Genomic DNA, 19,826 nt, shown 5'->3' with positions numbered 1-19,826 from the left:
TGAACCGAGAATGTTGTTTTTTCTTCCTTCTTCTCAGGCGAGCAAATAAATATCATTCGACCGTGACACTTTTTGCTAAATTTCGGGGTTGGTCCACGTCCTTGCCGAGGTAGACGGCCATTTCATAGGCGAAGAGCTGCAGGGCGGGGAGCGCCAGGAACGTGCTCAGGGGGCCCTGGGCATTGGGAATTTCCCAGGTGTGGTCCACCTCCAGATCGAATCCTGAATGACAAAGGGCAATCACTTTGCCGTTGCGGGCCTGCACTTCCACCAAATTGGAAACTGTTTTGGGGAGCAGGGCGTCGTTCAGGGCCAGGGCGAAGGTGGGAAACTCCGGTTCAATCAGGGCGATGGGGCCGTGCTTCATTTCGCCTGCGGCGTAGCCTTCGGCGTGAATGTACGAGATTTCCTTCAGTTTCAATGCGCCTTCCAGGGCCAGGGGAAAGGACATGCCTCTGCCGAGATAGAAAAAGCTGCGGGCCGTGCTGTATGCAGGCGCCAGTTCCTGGGCCCTGCTGCGCAACAGCGGCAGTTCAGCCTCAAGGATCTGGGGCAGGTCGAGCAGTCCTGTAATAATTGATGATTCCACGTTCGCAGGCAGGGTTTGCTTGCGCCGGCCCCAATACAGGGCGAGCAGGGTCAGCAGGATCAGCTGGCTGCACATGGCCTTGGTAGAGGCCACGCTGATTTCCGGGCCGGCCTGGGTAAGAATCGTGGTATCCGCTTCGCGGGCAACACTGGAGCCGACCACGTTGCACAGGCCCAGGACCTTGACTCCGTGTTCTTTGGCCAAGCGCATGCTGGCGAGGGTGTCCGCCGTCTCCCCGGATTGACTGATGGCCAGGATCATGTCTTCGGATTTGAAGATGGGGTTGCGGTAGCGAAATTCCGAGGCGATTTCAACGCGTACCGGTATCTGCGCCCAGGACTCCAGAAGGTGTTGCCCCCAGAGTCCGGCATGGTAGGAGGTGCCGCAGGCCACGATCTGGATCTGTTCCGGAATTTCCAAAGCATCCAGTTCGGGCAGAGACACGGTCCGGTTTTTGAGATCCAACCGTCCTGCCAGGCAATTCGTGATCACTGTCGGCTGTTCGAAGATCTCCTTGAGCATGAAATGGCGATAACCGCCTTTTTGCGCGGACTGGAAATCCCATGTGATGTGATTGACCTTCTTTTCCAGCGGCTCCAGCGTGGATGCATTGAAAACCTGCCATGCAAAGGGATCCAGCTCTACAAGCTCGTTGTCCTCCAGGAATACTACATCTCGGGTATAGCCAAGGAACGCGGGGATGTCCGAGGCGACGAAGTTCTCGCCCACGCCAACGCCCAGCAGCAGCGGACTCGATTTGCGCGCGGCCCAGATCCGATTCGGTTCGTCCAGGTCGATCAAAGCCACGGCATAGGTGCCTTCGACCCGGCTCAAGGCCTGGCTGAAGGCTTGACGCAGGGAAGTGCCCGGAGTCCGGAGTTCGGCGATGAGTTGGACCAAAACTTCTGAATCGGTATCCGAGAGGAAGGTCCGCCCCTTGCTTTTGAGCATCTCACGCAAAGATTGATAGTTTTCGATGATTCCGTTGTGCACCAAGGCCAGACATCCGGAGCTGTCGCAATGGGGATGGGCGTTGCGTTCCACGGGCAGGCCGTGGGTGGCCCAGCGGGTGTGGCCTATAGCCGTAGTGGCATGAAAAACGTCATGTCCATTGAGGCGGTTTTCCAGTTCACCCAGTTTTCCCTCGGCCCGGATGACCTGAAGTTCGTTCTGCTGGGCAAAGGCTACTCCGGCCGAGTCGTAGCCACGGTATTCCATGCGTTTAAGTCCCTCAATGATAACGGGAACCGCAGGACGGTGTCCGGCATAGCCGATGATTCCACACATGTGTCAATCCTTGTAATGAGTTGATGAGAAGAAGGTCTCCGGTTATGGATGACGCATCAGCGGGCTGCTGGAGTCCAGGCTGCGGCACTACGCGCTGAGGTCCGGCTTGTTTGATTCGGCTGTCTCGCACTGCTCGCTGACATCATGGACAGCCTCAGGTGCTGAACAGGAATCGTTGCTGTACCTGATTCCAACGTGTTTCCACTTAGCCCCTGTCATCCAAAAAGTCATCCACCGCACCGCCTGTTTCTTCCACGGTGCGGATGGCGCCGCTTTCCCGTTTTCCGGGTTTATCAGAAACGCGACGCGGATAGCCTTAAAAAGCAAAAACTGTTCCGCGCAAAGGCAGGACACATGGCTCGCAACTGGAGAACAGGATTTCCGAAACTGGCCTTCACCGTACCGTGGAATCTGATGCTGATTACCATGGGAGCGATGATCTTTTCCTTCGGGGCCAAGACCGTTGCCATTCCGCAGGAGTTCATCAGCGGAGGCGTGACCGGGACCGGCCTGATCCTTTATTATGTCCTGGGATTGCTGCCCCCGGGGGTCTGGTATCTGATCCTGAACGTGCCCATCTTCATTCTGGGATGGATCTACGTCAGCCGTCGCTTTTTTTTCTACAGCCTTTACGGAACCGTGCTGACCAGTCTTTTCATGGACCTGATCCCATGGGTGCTGGTGATCGAGGACGCCCTGCTTTCCGCATTGACAGCCGGGGCCATCATGGGCGCGGGCGCGGGCATCGCCCTGCGGTCCCTTGGTTCCCTGGGTGGACTGGACATCATATCCGTCTACCTGAATCAGCGCTTCAACATCGGCATCGGGAAGTTTTCCTTTGCCTTTAATATGGTCCTGTTTTCCGGGAGCCTTTTCTTTATCGGCCTGGAACAGGTGCTCTATTCGGTGTTTCTGGTTTTCGTGAACGCCATGGTCATGGATTATTTCTTGGGTCTGTTCAACCAGCGCAAGATGGTGCTCATCGTCTCTGAAAAACCCGACGAACTGGCCAAGTCAATTCTGAATACCATCAACCGCGGGTCGACCTTCATCCACGGCCGCGGAGCCTATACCGGCAAGCGCAAGAAAATTCTGCTCACGGTGGTCAACAGCATGCAACTCAAGCGCCTGGAGGAGATCATCTTCACCATAGACCCCAATGCCTTCACCATCGAGGAGAACACCCTCAACGTAATCGGCAAGGGTTTTTCCCAGCGCAAGGTGTACTGACGATGAAAAGCGCCCATGAGCACGCACGCGTGAGCAGGCCGATCATCGCCCTGCTCACTGACTTTGGGCTGGAGGATCCCTATGTCGGGCAGATGAAGGGCGTCCTGGCCGGGTTGGCGCCGGAGGCCGTCCTGGTGGACATCAGCCATCAGGTGCGACCCTTTGATATCCTGCAGGGAGCCTTCTATCTGGCGGCCAGCTGGCCGTACTTGCCGGAGGGGACGATTTGCGTGGGCGTGGTGGATCCGGGAGTGGGCACGGCCCGCAGGCTGGCCATGATCCGTCGAAGCGGACGTCTGCTTCTGGCTCCGGACAACGGCCTGCCGGCACTGCTGCTGGGGGACGAAGCCGACGTTGAAGCGTGGGAGTTTGCTGGACGAAAAGCCCGTGCAGGACAAAAGGTAGCCAATACTTTTCATGGCCGGGACATCTTGATGCCCCTGGCGGCGGATCTGGCCCTAGGCGTTCGACCGAAGGAACTGGGTGCGGCGTTGCATCCGGACGATCTGGTCCGGCCGGACTGGGCGCGGGCCGAACGGGCGGGGCGGGAGATTCGGGCCCATGTGCTGCATGTGGATCGTTTTGGGAACTGTCTGCTCAATCTCTCACTGGAAAAATGGCCAATGGAAGTCCTGGCACACGCGGAACTGATCCGGCCTCTGCTGCAGCCCCTGGCGCTTGTGAGGACATATGCGGATATCGGGCCAGGAAGTTTCGGGATGCTGGCCGGAAGCCAGGGCTATTGGGAGCTGGCCGTCAATCAGGGCAATGCGGCCCAGTTGCTGGGCCTGCGGCCGGGAATCCGGATCGTTCTCCAGACGAGCTAGCGCGGGCTTTGCCTACAACCCAAAACAAGATAAATGAACCGCCCGCTTCGCTCAGGACGCCAAGGAAATCTTTTGGAAAGCAGGGAAAAAGCTGCTTTCCAAAAGATCCCGCTCCCTGCCGGGATAAAAATGCCGTCAGGCGTGAAGTCTTTTGGCGGCTGCATCTTTCCAGCATGAGCCAAAAATTTTCTTCTTCGCGTCCTTTGCGTCTTGGCGGTTCAACCTTTTATTTTTATCTGACAGGATCTCAGGAATACGTCACTAAAGATCATAGATGGTTTCGTCCTGGGCCGGCGGCCGCAGGGCGCGGCGCAGTTTCTTGGCTCCGCTGGGGCTGAAGTCCATGTTTTCAAACATGTCTCCCATTTCCGCCTCCACCTGTTCCGGGTCCTCGCCGGCTTCCATCCGGGCAAGCGCTTCCTCCATGCCGTCCCCGAAGTTCATTCCCGTGACATCGCACAGCTTGCGCATCAGTTGCGCGGCCTGACGCGGATCATCCTCGTCCATGCCTTCGGCTTCCCTGGCCATCATGGCCATGGCCCGCTCCAGCTTGGCCTCATCCAGTCCTGAAAGATCCGGCATGCCGTCCGCGCCGTCCGCCCCAGCTTCGTCGGAGCGGTTTTTGGATATGGCAAAGACCGAAACCTGGCGCTCCAGTTCCGCCCGATCACATTTCGGACAATGCGGACGCTTTTCCGTATTGATCCGCGGCGAAAAGAAATTGTAGATGGTATGGCAATCCCGGCAATAAAATTCGTACAGGGGCATGTTTTCTCCGTAAAAAAGTTGCTGAATTTGCGACCCGTCATCAAACCATCATTCAGATGCCTTCGCCCCCGCTGAACAGCTGGGAACTGGGGCGTTGCTGCGTCAGGCGCGAGCCCGGGGGCACGCTTTCCGTAACCCAGACGTTGCCGCCGATGACCGAACCCTTGCCGATGGTCACCCGACCCAGAATCGTCGCGCCGGAATAGATGATCACGTCGTCCTCGATGACCGGATGGCGGGGCAGGCCCTTGATGATCTGGCCGGCGGCATCCTTGGGAAAGCTTTTCGCGCCCAGGGTGACGCCCTGATACAGCCGGACATTGTTGCCGATGATGCTGGTCTCGCCAATGACCGTGCCGGTTCCATGGTCGATGAAGAAATGGTTGCCGATTTCGGCGCCGGGATGGATGTCGATCCCGGTTTTGGAGTGGGCCATCTCGCAGATGATCCGGGGAATCATGTCCACGCCGAGGTGATAGAGTTCGTGGGCGATCCGATAATGGGTCAAGGCCGTAATGCTGGGATAGCTGAAAATGATCTCGCCCGGAGTTTTGGCAGCCGGATCTCCGGCCATGGCGGCCTGAACGTCCGTGGCCAGGAGGGCGCGGATGTGGGGCAGGATGGTAATGAACCTGGTTGCCAGATCCACGGCCACCTCCTGGCAGTCGTCGCAGTCTTCCTCCCCGTTGAACCGGCACAGGAAACAGTACCCGCGCTTGATCTGTTCGATGAGCAACCTGTAGACGCGGTCCAGTCCCGCTCCGATGTAGTAGGTCAGGGATTCCGGGGTAACCTCGGAATCCCCGAAATATCCTGGAAAAAGAATACCCTTGAGGCGGTCCACGATTTCCGTGAGCGCGGGAATCGACGGCATGGGCTGATCGTGCATCGGCGCCCGACAGACCTCCTTGCAGGATTCCGGCTCACAGAGCTGGCGGACCACGTCTTTCAACGGGGCAACGCGCAGATCCATCATGATTGGCTTGTTCATGGGGTCCCCCTTGGTCAGCACGCACAGGCCTGTCCGGCTTGGTCTCCGGTAAAGGGAGACATGGCTCGCAGCCTGGAAACGATGCCAGGCAATTCCCGCAGGACAAGGTCGATTTCCTGATCCGTGGTGTACCGGCTCAGGCTGAAGCGGATGGAGCCGTGGGCGTAGGTGAAGGGCACGCCCATGGCCCGCAGGACATGGGACGGTTCCAGGCTGCCCGAGGTGCACGCCGAACCGGAACTGGCGCAGATGCCGTACTGGTCCAGCATGAGCAGGATGGATTCACCCTCGATGTACTTGAAGGCCAGGCTGGACGTGTTCGGAAGACGGTTTTCAGGGTCGCCGTTGCGTCGCACATCCGGGATGGATTCCATAATCGCGTTCTCCAGGCGATCCCGAAGGGCCTTGACCCGCGTATTTTCATCCACAATTCCTGCCTCGGCCATTTCCATGGCTTTGCCCAGGGCGACGATGCCGGCAACGTTCTCCGTGCCGGCCCGGCGGCCTTTTTCCTGGTGTCCGCCAAGCATGAAGGGGCGAAAGGGAACGCCGCGGCGTACGAAGAGCGCGCCGACCCCCTTGGGGCCGTGCACCTTGTGCGCGGAAAGGGCCAGAAAATCCACGGCCAGCGTTTGCAGGTCGATGGGCAGCTTGCCCACGGTCTGCACGGCGTCCGTATGCAGCAGGATGTCGCGGCTCTTGACGATCTCGGCGATCCGCTCCAGGGGAAACACGACCCCGCTTTCATTGTTGGCGTGCATCACGGAAACCAGGGCCGTGTCCGGACGCAGACTGTCTTCGAGTTCCTGCAGGTCCAACCGCCCCTGTTCGTCCACCTTGAGGCTGGTGACCTCATAGCCGGCGATTTCCAGGTGGCTGGCCACGTTCAGAACCGCCGGATGCTCCACCCGGGTGGTCACGACATGTCGCTTTTCCGGCTGGGAGCGGACAGCGGAGAAAATGGCCGTGTTGTCGCTTTCCGTGCCGCAGGAAGTGAAGATGATTTCCTCGGCGGAGCAGCCGAGAGCCTGCGCCGTCTGTTCCCGGGCCTGCCGGATCACCTTGCCCACCTTGCCCCCGAAGCCGTGCATGCTCGAGGCATTGCCGTAATCGCTGCGCAGATAGGGCAGCATGGCTTCCAGGACTTCCGGTGCGACCATGGTCGTGGCGTTGTTGTCCAGGTAGACTTCCTTCATGAGCGCACCTCCTCGACGATGATTTCCTGATCCACGGCATCGCGCAGCCGGCGCTGAATCAGTTCCTTGATGGTCAACTGGCTGGAGGGGCAGCCGGCGCAGGCTCCGCGCATGGAGACGAGGACCCTGGTTCCCTCGATGTCCAGAAGCTCGATGTCGCCGCGATCCTTTTTCAGACTGGGCCGGATCTCCTCATCGATAACCTTGGCCACCAGCTGCATGCGCTGGAGGTTGGTCAGCTTGCGCTTGGCCGTTTCCGGTTTGGCCTTGGGCTGCTCCGTGCCCCGGGTTTCAGCCAGGATGCGCTCCAGGTCCAGGACGCACTCGCCGCAGCCGCCGCCGGCTTTGGTATAATCCGTGATTTCCTCGACCGTGGTCAGGTTGTTCTCTGTTATGGCCCGGCGGATCTGCACGTCCGTGACGCCGAAACATTTGCAGACGATCTCCCCTTCGGGCTTGACCAGCGGTTCCAGCTCTCCCCGGTACCGTTTTAACGCCGACTCCAAAGCTTCTTGTCCCATCACGGAACAGTGCATTTTTTCCCGGGGCAGGCCGCCCAGTTCCGCGGCGATCTCTTTATTGGTGATGGCCGCGGCCTCTTCAACGGTTTTACCCTTGAGCAGTTCCGTGAGCACGGAGCTGGAGGCGATGGCGCTGGCACAACCAAATGTTTGAAAGGTGGCGTCGGTGATCCGGCCGGATGGATCGATCTTCAGGAAAAGTTTGAGCGCGTCCCCGCAGGCCAGACTGCCCACTTCGCCCACCACGGTGGGATCTTCCATGGGGCCGGCATTTCTAGGGTTAAGAAAATGGTCGCGCACTTTGTCGGTGTAATCCCACATGGCTGGAACTCCTGGAAAGATTGTTCATGTTTTGTTTGAAAAAATAAATCTATGCTTTTTGCACTCAGGGTTCAACTTTCCTGTCTCTCAGGGATCATGATCTCGTTCAGGTTGAAACTGGACGATGGAAACGGTAGGCACAAACCGGAGTACGTCGTGCAGTGCTAATCTTGGGCACCCGCGAGGGGAGCCCCTACAGGTCCGTGCTTGGGCGGGGGACGTACTTTTGATTCACAAATTCTCGCGATACCTCGTGACCATTGGGGCGTATCCTTGCGGTCGTTCTAGAGTGGACTCGTTGGCACCGGCAGAATGCTGATCACCTCCTTCCCCTCAAATTTCCATGCTGAATTCATGAAAAAGAGGCTCGTTTGCCGAAGCTTGTAAAAGAATTCTTCCTGGCCGCCGGATTTTTGACGCGCTGGGCTCCGGCCATGATCGCGGACAATGATGAACTGGGACGCAGCATGCGCTGGTTTCCGGTTGTGGGCTTGGTTCTGGGGATTGTCCTTGTCCTGCCGTTGGTTCTCGGACTCGCTGCGGGAAGGCCTTGGGTGCAGGCCTGGATCTGGCTCGGATTCGCGATGTACATCACCCGCGGGCTGCATTGGGACGGCTGGGCGGATTTGGGCGATGCCTGGGGCAGCGGGGCCCGGGGGGAGCGATTCTGGGAGGTGATCAAGGACAGTCGGATGGGCGCTTTCGGGGGCATGGGACTGTTCATGGGCCTGGCCGGCTGTCTGATCATGGTGCAGGGTGTTGTGGAAGCCGGGCAATGGGGGATGCTGATCTGGGCGCCGGTCCTGGGACGAAGCGCCGCCGTTCTTCTGGCTTGGCAGGCCAGGGATTTGCATCGTCCCGGATTGGCGGGGCTTTTTTTGAACGCCCTCACCTGGCAAAGCCTGGCTTTCGTAACGAGTCAAGCCGTCGTTTTCGGGCTGTTTTTCGTGCCGTGGAGCATGTTGTTGTTGGCCGCCGGTCTGTGCCTTGGCGGGATCCTGGTCCTTGTTCGCATCGCCCGGGCCCAAGGAGGGTTGAATGGCGATTTTTTGGGAACGGCTATTGTCTGGGGCGAGATGAGCGTATTTGCCGCCTGGATGATTGGAGGGTAGGAGAGTGCGCAAGCCGTTTCATTTTTCGTTGGAACATGTTTTGGACTACAGGCGCCAACTTGTAGACTCTGCCAGGCTGGAGCTGATTGCGGCCCAGAAAATCTATCAGGCCCAGGCCCGGAAGCTGGACGACATGCGCCGCAAACTGGAGGAAGCCGCGTCCCAATTGGAGAGCAATCGACTTTTGGCGACTGCCCAGTTCTGGCTGTGGAACCAGTACAGGGAACATCTCTTGCAGGATATCGCGCGGGAAGAGCATCAACTGCAGAAACTGGCCGCAAAGGTCGCCGCCTGCCGCGGTGAACTAATTCAACGATCGAAGGACGCCAAGATTTTGGAGCGCCTGCGCAACAGAAAGGCTCTGGATTATTATGAACAAGAAAAAAATACTGAACAAAAAGAACTTGATGAAATGGCGGCCCTTCGGCACCAGTTTAAAGGTGTCTAGCCTGCTTGCGGGCGTGGCTGTGCTCAGCTTGACCAAGCTGGTTTTTCTGGCGGTCTGGAGCGGGATACAGCCTGCGGACTATAAGGTAACGTCCGTAGCCCAGGCCGCTCTTGCGGCGCCGTCGCCGGCGTATGCCCAGCTGCCGGCAAGCGAAATCCCCGGAGCCTGGAATGTGGCGCAACAGGGGGGCGATCCCCAGCAATTCGCCAGCCAGGGCAATCTTTCCGAGGAGTGGCAGAACCTACGCCGCCGGCAGGAGGAGTTGCAGCGCAAGGAGCAGGCGCTCCAGGCCCTGGAACGGGAGCTGGATGCCAAGCTGAACCGATTGCAGCAGCTGGAAAACCGGCTTCAGACCATGCTTGACGAGGCCGACGTGCTCCGGGACGGAAAGATCAAACACCTTGTGGACGTCTACTCGAACATGAAGCCCCGGGAGGCGGCCAAGGCGCTGGAGGCCCTGGAGGAACCCGTGGCCGTCAAAATTCTGTCTGGAATGCGGGGCCGCAGTGCCGGGGAAGTGCTTTCCTTCGTGGATGCGGAAAGGGCCGCCAGGTTGACCGAAGCCTTGACCCGGATTCACATTCCATTGCAATGATCATCTGCAATGTACAGCTGCAATGATCGGCCTGCGCGCGAAGAATCCGAAACAATCGCGGCGTTCAACTCATCCGACAAGGCATCCGAAGAACCCATAGAACCCACGACCCGGCTGAAGCTCCAGCTGGCCTACGCTGGAACGGACTTCCACGGCTGGCAACTTCAGGACGGGGCCCGCACGGTACAGGGCTGTCTTGAAAAGGCTCTCGCTCAATTGGTGGGACGGCCTGTGCGAGTGCATGGAGCCGGCAGGACCGATGCCGGGGTTCATGCCCTGGGTCAGGTGGCCCACGTTCAGGTGCCGGCCAGGCGCGGCAATCTGCCCTGGCAACGCGCCTTGAACGCCTTGTTGCCGCAGGATGTCTGTGTTGTCGAGGTCCAAATCGTTCCCGACTCCTTCCATGCCCGCTTTGACGCGAATCGCAAAACCTACAGCTATACCCTGTGGACCGAGCCGACATATGTCCTGCCTCAGCGCAAGGGGTACGTCTGGCCAGTCGGCCGTCTGGATCTGGAAGCCATGGTTCAGGCCTCGAAGTACCTTGTCGGACGCAGGGACTGGTCCGCCTTCCAGAACCGGGGCACCCCGGTCCGCAGCACGGTGCGGACGGTCTTTGACGTTCATCCCGAGATCGGAGGAAGGCCGAATGAAACAGTATGGTTTTTTTCGGCGGACGGGTTTTTGAAGCAAATGGTCCGGAACATGATGGGCTGCCTGGTCACGGTGGGCAAAGGAAAGCTCTGTGCTGACCAGGTGGAGGCCATTCTCCGACAGGGCTCGCGGGCGTCTGCGCCGGCCACAGCCCCGGCGCGGGGCCTGTGCTTGGAAAGGGTCGAATACCGTGAATCGGCAGCATGCCCTGATCCGGTTCCGGATGGATGACCGGCGGAGAAAGGCTGGCGGGTGACGGGAATTGCATGTATCATTTTTCCATTAGGTAATGGGATGAATTCCTGTTGATTCACCATTAGGGCTGATTTTCGTTTTAAGATACCTTGGCGGTGCACTATGCAAATCATTACTCAGCCGATCCAGATGCAGTCATGGAGCATGCAGCAGCGTTGCGCGGGCAAGCGCCTGGCTCTCGTTCCGACCATGGGCTATTTCCATGACGGCCATACGTCCTTGATGACCTGGGCCAAATCTCAAGCGGATTTGTTGATGGTCAGCCTGTTCGTGAACCCGACCCAGTTCGGGCCGCGGGAGGATTTGCGGCAGTATCCCCGGAATCTCGATCGCGACACCCAAATTGCCGAAGACCTTGGCGTGGATGTCCTGTTCATGCCCAGTGCGGAGGACATGTTTCCTTCAAACCATGCCGTGTGGGTGGAAGCGCCTTCGCTGTGCAGGGGATTGTGCGCGGTGCAGCGGCCGACCCATTTCCGGGGCGTGGCCACGGTGGTCGCCAAGCTACTCATGTTGACCTGTCCCAACCTGGCTGTTTTCGGCCAAAAGGATTGGCAGCAGCTGGCCGTGATCCAGCGTATGGTCCAGGATCTGAATTTTCCGGTGGAAATTCGATCCAGGCCGACTGTTCGCGAATCCGACGGGCTGGCCATGAGTTCCCGGAACGTGAATCTCGATCCGGCCGAACGGACGCAGGCACCGACCATCTACAGCGGGTTGCGTCAAGTGCAGCAGTGGGTCGGCGACGGCGAGACAGAGGCGAGCCTGCTTCTGGCCGCGCTGGGTGAATTCTATGCCCGGGAGATGCCTTTGGGACGGGTGGAATACATGGCCATCGTGGAACCGGAGCTGCTGTACCCGTTGGAAGAGGTGAGCGGCGCGGCTCTGGTGGCGGTGGCCGTTCAATTCCAGGGCGCCCGCTTGATTGACAATATTTTAATCAATACGCAGGGACAATAATATGGCGCTACGTTGTTTTATGATCGGGAAAATCCACCGGGCCACCGTTACCGCGGCCCGGGTGGACTACGAAGGGAGCTTGTCCGTCTGTCCGGCCCTCCTGGAAGCATCCGGGATTCTGCCCCATGAGCAGGTGGAAGTGTACAATCTGAATAATGGAGAACGGTTGCGCACCTATACCATCGTCGGCGAGCCGGGAGAGATATGTCTCAACGGCGCGGCCGCCTTAAAAGGCGATGTCGGGCATCTGATCATCATCGTGGCCTACTCCTGGCTGGAGCCGGATGAGATTGATCAGTTGCAGCCGCGAGTGGTGCTGGTGGACAGGACAAATAAAATTGTTCAGACGGCGAATGCCGGGCCTGATTTTAATAAATTTGGCAATGAATGAAGATCTTCAACCACGCGGCTGCTGGTTCAGGTTGAAAAATTTCATCAGGGTGAACCTCCTGGCCGGGATTCTTTTCTTGACTCCGGTCATGGCGACCTTTTTCTTCCTGCGTGTTCTGTTCAATTTCGTGGACGGTTTTTTGCGGTTCCTGCCGGAACCCTTTCAGCCGGAGAATTTTCTGCCCTTCCGCATTCCCGGCCTGGGATTGATCCTCCTCTTCCTTACCGTGCTCCTGACCGGATTCGCTGTCCGCAACTACATGGGCCGGAAGCTTGTGGAAGTCTGGGACAGGGTTATCGAGACCATTCCCCTGGTGAACAAGCTTTATCTTGCCGTGAAACAGCTTGTGGAAACCATTTTCAATCGGTCGCCCCAGGATTTTCAGCGAGTGGTCCTGGTTGAATACCCCAAGGATGGAAGTTATGCGCTGGGGTTCGTCACGGGTTTCGCAACCGGGGAGATCCAGCGCAAGACGAAACAAAAAGTGCTCAATGTTTTTGTCCCTACGACTCCCAATCCCACATCGGGTTTTTTCCTGATGGTCCCCGAACAGTCGGTGATCCCTATGGAGATGAGTGTTGAAGACGCATTCAAGCTGCTTGTTTCCGGCGGCATCATCAGCCCGGATAAAAAAGAACACCCCTAAGAAGGAGCGAACATGCACGGGAATACCAGTTCCTATTTCTTCACTTCGGAATCCGTCACCGAAGGTCACCCGGACAAAGTCGCGGATCAGATTTCCGATTCCGTGCTGGACTGCATTATTGCCCAGGACCCCGATGCCCGCGTGGCCTGCGAAACGCTGGTGACCACAGGCCTGGCCTTCATTGCCGGCGAGATCTCCACCAACGCCTACGCCGACCTGCCCAGCATCGTGCGCCAGACCGTCCGGGACATCGGATACGTCAATTCGGAAATGGGCTTTGACGCTGACACTTGCGCCGTTGTGTCCTCCATCGACAAGCAGTCCGTGGACATTGCCGTAGGCGTGAACAGGACAAAGCCGGAAGAGCAGGGCGCCGGGGACCAGGGCATGATGTTCGGTTTTGCGGTCAATGAAACGTCGACCTTGATGCCGGCTCCAATTTTTTATGCCCACAAGCTTTCCAGACGTCTGGCGTACGTTCGGAAAAAGAAAATTTTGGATTTCCTGCGGCCCGACGGCAAAACCGAAGTTTGCATCGAATACCAGAATGGCAAGCCCAAGCGGGTCGACAACGTGGTCATCGCTTGTCAGCACGATGAAAACATCGCCCATGTCGACCTGGTGGACGCCGTCAAGCAAGAGGTCATCTTCAAGGTCCTTCCTGAAGAGATGGTGGATGAGAAGATGCGAATCTACATCAACACCACCGGACGCTTTGTGCTCGGCGGTCCGCTTGCGGACTGCGGCCTGACGGGACGCAAGATCATCCAAGATACTTACGGCGGCATGGGCAACCATGGGGGAGGCGCGTTTTCCGGAAAGGATCCGTCCAAGGTGGATCGTTCCGGAGCCTACATGGCCCGTTATATCGCCAAGAACGTGGTGGCCGCTGGCCTGGCCGAACGCTGTGAGGTCCAGGTGGCCTATGCCATCGGCGTGGCGGAGCCCATCTCCACCCTGGTCACATCCTGGGGCACGGGAGTTGTTTCGGATGAGGTGCTGACCAAGGCCGTGCTCGAAGTTTTCGACCTGCGTCCCTTTTTCATCAGCAAGCGCCTGGACCTGAAGCGCCCCATCTACAAGAAAGCTTCGATCTATGGTCATTTCGGGCGCGAAGACGTTGATTTTACTTGGGAAAGCACGGACGCCACGGACGATTTACGGACGGCGGCCAAGGTCTAATTCACGGTAAGGGCAAGCTGCCCCTGCTCTCCCGCCGGCGATAGCAGGGAGCCGGGCAATGCACTGGAACAGCGGCTATGGCATATCAAGCCAGAGAGATTTTGCACGGGCTCTGGAGCGATCCGGAGCATCGCCGCCGACTGCGTCTGGCCAGAATGTGGACGTCCTGGAGCAAAATTGTCGGAGACCATGTGGCGGAACTGGCAAGACCACTCGGTCACAACAAAACCACCTTGCTTCTGGGCGTGGACGATCCCATGGCAATGCAGGAGATCCACTTCCAGACTTCGGCGATTCTTGAGGCGGTTAATGCGGCTTTGGGTGAAAAATGCTTTGACAAAGTTCGTCTTGATCTGCTAAATGGCCGTTCTCCCTTGGACGCGATTGCCCAGACGCTGGTTCGGGGGAGGGAAGTTCGATCCCGCTCGCCGCGCCAAGCATTTGATGACGCGGGATTTACCGCGGGAGATCTGGGACATGATGCCGGAAGCTTTTCCGCAGTCCCGGCACTTGAACGATGCTACAGAGCCTATGTTCGCCTTGTTGAAGAAACACGGGCGCAAAAAAATAGAGATTAGTAATTCAACGAGATCGGAACATAAGTTGTCCGGTCGTTTTAAGGAGAACGGAATGAGCGAGGCGACTGATATTGTCCTGAAAAAGCCCTTGGATAAGATGACCGCCAAGGAACTTCGAGAACTGTGCATTTCCAAGATTCCTCAGATCACCGGGGCCAGCGGGATGGACAAAGAAGCACTGGTGGTAGCTGTCCGAGAAGCTCTTGGCTTCAGCACGGACGAGAACCACAAGGGGCCATCGCCTTACAAGGAGCAAATCTGGGCCTTGAAGCGGCAGGTTCGCGAACTGCGCGCCGAAAAGGACCAGCTCCCCAGCACCCAGCGCCGGGATCGCGATCAGTTGCGCCGGAAAATCAATTTTCTCAAAAAGCGGACTCGTCGTTTGGCTGCAGCCGCCTAGCGAATGCTGCAATAAATTGGTTTGTCAGGAGCTAGTTCTAAATTTTATTTTAGAGAAGAAAAATGTTGACAAGCGATCCTCTTTCCCATATATCTACGGACTTTGCGTTGGGGGATCGTCTAGCGGCAGGACTACGGACTCTGACTCCGTCAACCTAGGTTCAAATCCTAGTCCCCCAGCCAAACCCAACAAAATGTCCCCATCGTCTAGCCTGGTCCAGGACATCGGCCTTTCACGCCGGTAACAGGGGTTCGAATCCCCTTGGGGACGCCAATTACAACAACAGGTAGCAAGCCTGTTGACCATAGCCAGAGCCGGCGGAAGTGCCGGCGGAAGTACTAAGCCCCCAAAGCTGCAACTTTGGGGGCTTTTTTTTAGGAAAATTTTCCATGAGACCGGGATGAAGAACTATTTGGCCAAACCAGTCATGATGCCGGTACCGGCATCATGACCACGATCTACGCAGTGACGAGTAAATCAACGTTGAGCTTGCAGGATCCTTGCGGGCAAGGTTCGCTGACTCTGTTGGATCATAATGGGTTCATATGCTTCCGTTCGGTATAGTGCAGATAGCCAACGCTCGCTCCAAGGCGTAGGCCCATTCCGGTCCTGATTGGGGCCAGGACGATCTCGTTGCTTTTCTGGTAATTCATGCTCAGGCCACCGACAATGTAGGCGCTGCCGTCCAGTCCGGGAAATCGCTGAAATATTAAATTGGGATCCGTCAGGTTGTAGACCAGGGTAAAGTTCTTCGCGACATTGACACCGATGTCGAAACCAACGGATGGTCCCTGCCAGTAGACCTGGACTGGCTCCATACCCTTGAGGTGTAGGAAGCCCTGGCCGTAACGCAGCCCTACGACCAGAGCGGCTCCGGCCTCCTCGCCCTGGATGTAGCCTTGGGGGCGGCCGTAGTCAGCGAAGATGCGCTCCAGTATTTCCGCGAGCCCTCTGGTCGTACCTGCAAAAAAGCCTTCAACGGCGTTCTGGATTTCTTCCTTGCTGTAGGTGTTGGATTCGCTGGATGTCTGGGCGGATGCGTCCGCCTGGGCAAAGGTCAGGAGGAACAGAGGAAGCAAGAGCGCCAACAGGTAGAATGTACAACGTTTGTTCATGATTGTTCCGAGTTATGTTTTTACAACATGATTATAGCCGTAGCGCCTGATTGTTGTACGGCGGGTTGCGCTCACTTGCTTTGCCTTCCTTTGCGTGGAACTGGCTCAAAGGCCTGGTTCATCAAGTTGAGCGGGACAAGGTGCGGTATCAACTTGCAATGTTCCGCGTTCATAACGCGTTGGCAAGGCAATGTCACTCCCGGGCCAGGGAAAATTCAGCGCGGAAGTTTGACACTACAGGAAGTCGATACGGAATCTCATACGGACTTCCCCCCCGCAAAGAGCGTCAAAATGAATCGCTGGCAATGTGCTGGTGACCTACTCAGTTCATCAGGCCCGTCTCTTTCGCAGGATCTCGCTGGGACTTTTTTTTAAACCCTTTTCCTGCTGTTAGGCCAGTTTTATCCAGGATCCAACAAATAATAAATCGTACAAATTTTGTCCGTTACGGTAACGGGGGGCGAATTCCCTTGGAGACGTCAAACAATTTTAGGTTGGAAGCACAAGTGCTTCCAACCATTTTTTGTTTTTCCAACAGGGATGCTTATCATTCTGATCGAGGCCTGCATAGGCATAAATAGGGGCGTAGTCATAGTTGCTCAAGTAGTTCGATGTCGCTCTGGAAATTCCTGAGCAATCAGAATAATCTTGGTCAAAGATTCTATTCGAACGTGTAAAACTGGGGAAAGGAGGTGCAGGATGTTAACGTCGTACCATGATACTGGTGGACGGCTCTGGCGGCTTATGGTCGGATTCTGTCTTTTTCTCGTCATGTTCATGATTTCGACTGGTCGAGTGTTTCTGGTTCACGGGGCGGATTCCTCGCCGCCAGAACTCGATGTCGGATACGTGCCCACTCCGCATGAGGTCGTGCAGCGCATGCTGGAGATGGCGGGTGTGCATGACGACGATTTTGTCGTTGATCTGGGGTCGGGGGACGGCCGGATTGTCGTCGCGGCGATACGGGACTTTGATGCGCGTCTTGCCCTTGGAATCGATCTCGATCCGCAACGGGTGGCCGAAGGTCGTGAGAGCGCCAGAAGAGACGGTGTCGAGGATCGTACCGTTTTCCTGGAAGGGGACTTGTTCGGGATGGATTTTTCAGATGCCACGGTCCTGACGATGTATCTGCTGCCCGCGCTCAATCTGCGATTGAAGCCGATAATTCTGAAGGACATGGCTCCGGGTACGCGGATCGTCTCGCATGCTTTCGACATGGGGGACTGGATTCCTGATCAGGCCGAAATAGTTGCCGGACACGCCGTTTATCTCTGGATCGTGCCGGCACGGGTGGAGGGCGATTGGACGGTCAGGGCGCCGGATCACAGTGAATTTGCACTTTCATTCACCCAAACCTTCCAGCAGATTAAGGGCCATGCTGTTATCAATGGTTCGAGGACGGAACTTACGGGTTTGCGTTTGCGGGGAAACCGGATTTTATTCTCAATTGGCGAAGATCAGTATATCGGAAGGATCATGGGCGACACCATCGTCCCGGACCCGTCGCAAGAGGAGGCAACCGACTGGCACGCCCGGCGCAAGTGAGAATCGCTTAGATTTTCGCCTCAACCAAATTTTGCAGACGATCAGCAGCGCGTTGTTGAATTTGCAGGAGGAGAGTGCAATCAGCGCTTCGTGGAGAAGATGCGAATATGCTGAGCGATCAGCCACTGGATCTCTTTGGTGATCAAACTAAGGCGGGGCAACGGGTTGTCCTGTTCCTCAGGCATGAGATCGCGCAGTCCCTGGCCCAAAGCGCGCAGAATGTCGGTGTGAACGTTTACTTTGCGTATCCCGAATTCCAGGGTTTGGCAGAGCAAGGATTCCGGTAATCGACTGCCATTGTGCAGGACCAGGGGCACGTTGGTTTTTGCGGCAAGTTCGGCAAGCAGTTCGATGCGCCCGGCGTATTCCAACAGGGAGAGTCCCTTGGGGACCGAAAAAGCCAGGAAGTCGATCTCAGTGCGATCAAGAAAGTCCAATACCTGTGAAATTTGCTGGTGGGTTGAGCATAGGGGACCAAACTCGCCTTCGATCTCTGCCCCGGATTCGTGAGCCAAGTCTCGGGCTTGGCGGGTCAGTCGGACGTTTTCGGTAAATTCAAGGTTTGAACCATCAAACATCACTGAAGGCAGGTCCAGTTCCAAAGCCTCCCGGATATCAGCCAGACTTCGGCCGTGATTGAGATGCACGGTCATGGGGATATTCGCCTTTCGTGCTGCGAACAGGGCGGCCTGGGCCAACGGGCCGAGGCCCACATGCAGCACATCGACGGCATCCAGGGAAATGACCGCGGGCTTGCGCTCCGTTTCCGCCGCGACCACCACGGCCCGCAGTGTTTCCAGGCTGTAGACGCTGAAGCAGCCGACGGCCGATCCGGAGGGAAAGTGTTCCAGGCATTGGCTGAGTCTGGTCAATGACATAGCTACAAACTCCTTTTCCTGAGGCGCGTAACGCCGTGGCCGGGAAGAATCCATTTGTCAGTTTGATTAAAGTGTACTCCCGGGAAGCTGCGCGAGCAATACATGGCTTGAGGCGCGCTGACAGACAGCAGTCAAACAGTCAATTACATTGCTTCGGCAGGAATCAGCGTTACATTCCATTTATGATCTCCGGAGGCTCTACTCCGGCAACTTTTTTGCTCTGTCCGGCAACCGGAAGAAGCCAGGCCCGCCGCGCTTAAGGAATGCATTTCAGGCAGGTCGGCATTGGAACAGGAAAAAGTTGATTTTCCGGAACATAATCATCTTGAATGCGAGTGCGTCATGCTAAACATAATCCTGCCGAGGGATCTCGAATCCCTGTTCGAAGAACTTTCCAAAGATCCGGATATAATACTTGATCTCGCCGTCATGCTGAATTGCCTGGGAAGTTGCAGGCTGTGCGAAAGGCGCTTTGTTCCTCTTGCGCCGCTGGTTGAAACCTTGAGCCAAATCTACAACGAACCTGCCAGACTGCATGAAGAACTGAGATACAACCGTTACATCTCCCTCTCCAATTCCCTCTGCGGCTTTTGCCACGCCAATCCGGGTTTTCTGAACATGTTTCAGAAAATGAAGCAATTGTGAGGGCGAATATTGCCGTTGCAAACAACTTGCAGTGAATCGGTCAATGATCGGCTCCGGTGTATCTGAGCAAGCCCTTCATGGCGGCCTTGGAGATGAAATCAATGATAGGATGAATGACTGGACGGGGCGGGGCAGGAGCAAAGTTTACGCTGGAGTAACTACTAAGGTCCGGCTTGCCTTTATTTTGCGGTCTCGCAGACTCCTTCGCCGGCTTCGTAACATCAAACCATTACGTGAATAAACAGCATTTGGAGCTTCAAGTGCTTGGCAATGGTTGATGAACGAATCCTGGCTCAGTCAAACATGCGAGACCGCAAAATCAAGGCAAGCCGGACCAATCCTGCGTACTTTAAGAATATGCTGAATAGTTGTGCGCCAGGCGAAGTCCTGGCGATTCCAGTGGGATGCAAAGTTCCCACCGTGGTAATTGCCTGTTCACCACGAAGTCCAGGCTCGGCGAGCAGGGGTGACCCGAGACGCCAAGCGAGCCGGAAGAAGGCCGAAAGGCCGAGACAGAGTGCAGGCCTTAACGCAAGTGAACTCGCTTCGGCCTCGTTACAGCAAACTGGCGGAGGTGACCCTGCAACTACATGGGGAAATCTGCCATTGGTGCGATGGGAAAACAGGAGCGTCGCACCATCCGCCCGGGGTGTTTGGAGACGGCATGTACTCAAGGAATTGTCAGGGAACCT

At 56.8% G+C, this 19,826-nt stretch carries 21 protein-coding genes and 2 tRNA genes; 16 read left to right on the top strand and 7 right to left on the bottom strand.

Going from position 1 to position 19,826, the window contains the following annotated elements:
- Positions 1-52: 52 nt before the first annotated feature.
- Positions 53-1,876 (bottom strand): glutamine--fructose-6-phosphate transaminase (isomerizing), encoded by a 1,824-nt coding sequence (gene glmS / locus BLP93_RS08530; RefSeq protein WP_092120027.1) that lies wholly within the window; start codon positions 1,874-1,876, stop codon positions 53-55.
- Positions 1,877-2,230: 354 nt separating this feature from the next.
- Here glmS and BLP93_RS08520 point away from each other — a divergent pair, with 354 nt between their 5' ends.
- The gene (locus BLP93_RS08520; RefSeq protein ID WP_092120021.1) at positions 2,231-3,106 is read left to right on the top strand and encodes a YitT family protein; all 876 of its coding nucleotides are present in this window, start codon (positions 2,231-2,233) and stop codon (positions 3,104-3,106) included.
- A 2-nt stretch (positions 3,107-3,108) separates the two neighbouring features.
- Entirely contained in the window at positions 3,109-3,933 is an 825-nt protein-coding gene (locus tag BLP93_RS08515; RefSeq protein ID WP_092120018.1) for an SAM hydrolase/SAM-dependent halogenase family protein, read from the top strand.
- Between the two features lie 261 nt (positions 3,934-4,194).
- Here the strand turns inward: BLP93_RS08515 and BLP93_RS08510 are convergent, their stop codons facing one another.
- The 4 genes from BLP93_RS08510 to nifU are packed head-to-tail and all read right to left on the bottom strand — an operon-like array spanning position 4,195 to position 7,730.
- Entirely contained in the window at positions 4,195-4,701 is a 507-nt protein-coding gene (locus BLP93_RS08510; protein ID WP_092120015.1) for an FmdB family zinc ribbon protein, read from the bottom strand.
- 52 nt (positions 4,702-4,753) lie between these two features.
- Complete coding sequence (gene epsC, locus BLP93_RS08505; RefSeq protein ID WP_244148690.1) at positions 4,754-5,692, bottom strand: serine O-acetyltransferase EpsC; 939 nt, start codon at positions 5,690-5,692, stop codon at positions 4,754-4,756.
- A 14-nt stretch (positions 5,693-5,706) separates the two neighbouring features.
- Complete coding sequence (gene nifS, locus BLP93_RS08500; protein ID WP_092120011.1) at positions 5,707-6,888, bottom strand: cysteine desulfurase NifS; 1,182 nt, start codon at positions 6,886-6,888, stop codon at positions 5,707-5,709.
- The gene (gene nifU / locus BLP93_RS08495) at positions 6,885-7,730 is read right to left on the bottom strand and encodes a Fe-S cluster assembly protein NifU (RefSeq protein WP_092120008.1); all 846 of its coding nucleotides are present in this window, start codon (positions 7,728-7,730) and stop codon (positions 6,885-6,887) included. Before nifU ends, nifS begins: the two co-directional genes overlap by 4 nt.
- Positions 7,731-8,101: 371 nt before the next feature.
- On the opposite strand from nifU, the gene BLP93_RS08490 reads away from it, so the two are divergent.
- The 12 genes from BLP93_RS08490 (at position 8,102) to BLP93_RS08435 (ending at position 15,224) form a co-directional block, all read left to right on the top strand.
- Positions 8,102-8,842, top strand: a complete 741-nt coding sequence (locus BLP93_RS08490; protein WP_092120006.1) for an adenosylcobinamide-GDP ribazoletransferase — start codon at positions 8,102-8,104, stop codon at positions 8,840-8,842.
- A gap of 4 nt (positions 8,843-8,846) precedes the next feature.
- Positions 8,847-9,290 (top strand): flagellar export protein FliJ, encoded by a 444-nt coding sequence (gene fliJ / locus BLP93_RS08485; RefSeq protein WP_161946252.1) that lies wholly within the window; start codon positions 8,847-8,849, stop codon positions 9,288-9,290.
- Positions 9,283-9,885, top strand: coding sequence for a MotE family protein (locus tag BLP93_RS08480; RefSeq protein ID WP_244148689.1), 603 nt, complete (start codon positions 9,283-9,285; stop codon positions 9,883-9,885). The genes fliJ and BLP93_RS08480 overlap by 8 nt, the downstream gene beginning before the upstream one ends.
- Before the next feature lie 9 nt (positions 9,886-9,894).
- Positions 9,895-10,770, top strand: coding sequence for a tRNA pseudouridine(38-40) synthase TruA (truA, locus tag BLP93_RS08475; RefSeq protein ID WP_092120000.1), 876 nt, complete (start codon positions 9,895-9,897; stop codon positions 10,768-10,770).
- Between the two features lie 126 nt (positions 10,771-10,896).
- Positions 10,897-11,754: a pantoate--beta-alanine ligase gene (gene panC / locus BLP93_RS08470; RefSeq protein ID WP_092119997.1), complete on the top strand. Its 858-nt coding sequence runs from the start codon at positions 10,897-10,899 to the stop codon at positions 11,752-11,754.
- 1 nt (position 11,755) lies between these two features.
- Positions 11,756-12,145, top strand: a complete 390-nt coding sequence (gene panD, locus BLP93_RS08465; RefSeq protein WP_092119994.1) for an aspartate 1-decarboxylase — start codon at positions 11,756-11,758, stop codon at positions 12,143-12,145.
- Positions 12,138-12,791 carry a DUF502 domain-containing protein gene (locus tag BLP93_RS08460; protein WP_092119990.1) on the top strand — a complete coding sequence of 218 codons (654 nt, stop codon included), beginning with the start codon at positions 12,138-12,140 and terminating at the stop codon, positions 12,789-12,791. Before panD ends, BLP93_RS08460 begins: the two co-directional genes overlap by 8 nt.
- A gap of 12 nt (positions 12,792-12,803) precedes the next feature.
- Positions 12,804-13,973, top strand: a complete 1,170-nt coding sequence (metK, locus tag BLP93_RS08455) for a methionine adenosyltransferase (RefSeq protein ID WP_092119987.1) — start codon at positions 12,804-12,806, stop codon at positions 13,971-13,973.
- A 77-nt stretch (positions 13,974-14,050) separates the two neighbouring features.
- Entirely contained in the window at positions 14,051-14,551 is a 501-nt protein-coding gene (locus BLP93_RS08450; protein WP_092119984.1) for a DciA family protein, read from the top strand.
- Positions 14,552-14,603: 52 nt separating this feature from the next.
- A complete protein-coding gene (locus BLP93_RS08445) occupies positions 14,604-14,951 on the top strand; it encodes a hypothetical protein (RefSeq protein ID WP_092119981.1) in 348 nt (115 codons plus the stop codon).
- Between the two features lie 108 nt (positions 14,952-15,059).
- Positions 15,060-15,133 (top strand) — tRNA-Gln (locus BLP93_RS08440).
- A 13-nt stretch (positions 15,134-15,146) separates the two neighbouring features.
- A tRNA-Glu gene (locus tag BLP93_RS08435) sits at positions 15,147-15,224 on the top strand.
- Between the two features lie 257 nt (positions 15,225-15,481).
- Here BLP93_RS08435 and BLP93_RS08430 read toward each other — a convergent pair.
- Positions 15,482-16,066, bottom strand: coding sequence for a DUF1134 domain-containing protein (locus BLP93_RS08430; protein ID WP_092119978.1), 585 nt, complete (start codon positions 16,064-16,066; stop codon positions 15,482-15,484).
- A gap of 699 nt (positions 16,067-16,765) precedes the next feature.
- Between BLP93_RS08430 and BLP93_RS08425 the strand changes: the two genes are divergently transcribed.
- Positions 16,766-17,611 (top strand): methyltransferase domain-containing protein, encoded by an 846-nt coding sequence (locus tag BLP93_RS08425; RefSeq protein ID WP_208596600.1) that lies wholly within the window; start codon positions 16,766-16,768, stop codon positions 17,609-17,611.
- A gap of 80 nt (positions 17,612-17,691) precedes the next feature.
- On the opposite strand, the gene BLP93_RS08420 is transcribed toward BLP93_RS08425, so the two are convergent.
- The gene (locus BLP93_RS08420; RefSeq protein ID WP_161946251.1) at positions 17,692-18,489 is read right to left on the bottom strand and encodes a class II fructose-bisphosphate aldolase; all 798 of its coding nucleotides are present in this window, start codon (positions 18,487-18,489) and stop codon (positions 17,692-17,694) included.
- Between the two features lie 342 nt (positions 18,490-18,831).
- On the opposite strand from BLP93_RS08420, the gene BLP93_RS08415 reads away from it, so the two are divergent.
- The gene (locus BLP93_RS08415; protein ID WP_139162960.1) at positions 18,832-19,134 is read left to right on the top strand and encodes a hypothetical protein; all 303 of its coding nucleotides are present in this window, start codon (positions 18,832-18,834) and stop codon (positions 19,132-19,134) included.
- The last annotated feature ends 692 nt before the right edge of the window (positions 19,135-19,826 follow it).

The organism is Desulfonatronum thiosulfatophilum (assembly GCF_900104215.1).
GTDB classification, from domain to species: domain Bacteria; phylum Desulfobacterota; class Desulfovibrionia; order Desulfovibrionales; family Desulfonatronaceae; genus Desulfonatronum; species Desulfonatronum thiosulfatophilum.
The sequence above is the reverse complement of the archived record's forward strand: the minus strand, read 5'-3'. Positions and strand labels throughout refer to the sequence as shown.

What these genes read in the sequence shown, in the direction of transcription:
- glmS (WP_092120027.1), bottom strand. Translation starts at nt 1,876, where the DNA reads ATGTGTGGAATCATCGGCTATGCCGGACACCGTCCTGCGGTTCCCGTT.
- BLP93_RS08520 (WP_092120021.1), top strand. Translation starts at nt 2,231, where the DNA reads ATGGCTCGCAACTGGAGAACAGGATTTCCGAAACTGGCCTTCACCGTA.
- BLP93_RS08515 (WP_092120018.1), top strand. Translation starts at nt 3,109, where the DNA reads ATGAAAAGCGCCCATGAGCACGCACGCGTGAGCAGGCCGATCATCGCC.
- BLP93_RS08510 (WP_092120015.1), bottom strand. Translation starts at nt 4,701, where the DNA reads ATGCCCCTGTACGAATTTTATTGCCGGGATTGCCATACCATCTACAAT.
- epsC (WP_244148690.1), bottom strand. Translation starts at nt 5,692, where the DNA reads ATGAACAAGCCAATCATGATGGATCTGCGCGTTGCCCCGTTGAAAGAC.
- nifS (WP_092120011.1), bottom strand. Translation starts at nt 6,888, where the DNA reads ATGAAGGAAGTCTACCTGGACAACAACGCCACGACCATGGTCGCACCG.
- nifU (WP_092120008.1), bottom strand. Translation starts at nt 7,730, where the DNA reads ATGTGGGATTACACCGACAAAGTGCGCGACCATTTTCTTAACCCTAGA.
- truA (WP_092120000.1), top strand. Translation starts at nt 9,895, where the DNA reads ATGTACAGCTGCAATGATCGGCCTGCGCGCGAAGAATCCGAAACAATC.
- panC (WP_092119997.1), top strand. Translation starts at nt 10,897, where the DNA reads ATGCAAATCATTACTCAGCCGATCCAGATGCAGTCATGGAGCATGCAG.
- panD (WP_092119994.1), top strand. Translation starts at nt 11,756, where the DNA reads ATGGCGCTACGTTGTTTTATGATCGGGAAAATCCACCGGGCCACCGTT.
- BLP93_RS08460 (WP_092119990.1), top strand. Translation starts at nt 12,138, where the DNA reads ATGAATGAAGATCTTCAACCACGCGGCTGCTGGTTCAGGTTGAAAAAT.
- metK (WP_092119987.1), top strand. Translation starts at nt 12,804, where the DNA reads ATGCACGGGAATACCAGTTCCTATTTCTTCACTTCGGAATCCGTCACC.
- BLP93_RS08450 (WP_092119984.1), top strand. Translation starts at nt 14,051, where the DNA reads ATGGCATATCAAGCCAGAGAGATTTTGCACGGGCTCTGGAGCGATCCG.
- BLP93_RS08445 (WP_092119981.1), top strand. Translation starts at nt 14,604, where the DNA reads ATGAGCGAGGCGACTGATATTGTCCTGAAAAAGCCCTTGGATAAGATG.
- BLP93_RS08430 (WP_092119978.1), bottom strand. Translation starts at nt 16,066, where the DNA reads ATGAACAAACGTTGTACATTCTACCTGTTGGCGCTCTTGCTTCCTCTG.
- BLP93_RS08425 (WP_208596600.1), top strand. Translation starts at nt 16,766, where the DNA reads ATGTTAACGTCGTACCATGATACTGGTGGACGGCTCTGGCGGCTTATG.
- BLP93_RS08420 (WP_161946251.1), bottom strand. Translation starts at nt 18,489, where the DNA reads ATGTCATTGACCAGACTCAGCCAATGCCTGGAACACTTTCCCTCCGGA.
- BLP93_RS08415 (WP_139162960.1), top strand. Translation starts at nt 18,832, where the DNA reads ATGCTAAACATAATCCTGCCGAGGGATCTCGAATCCCTGTTCGAAGAA.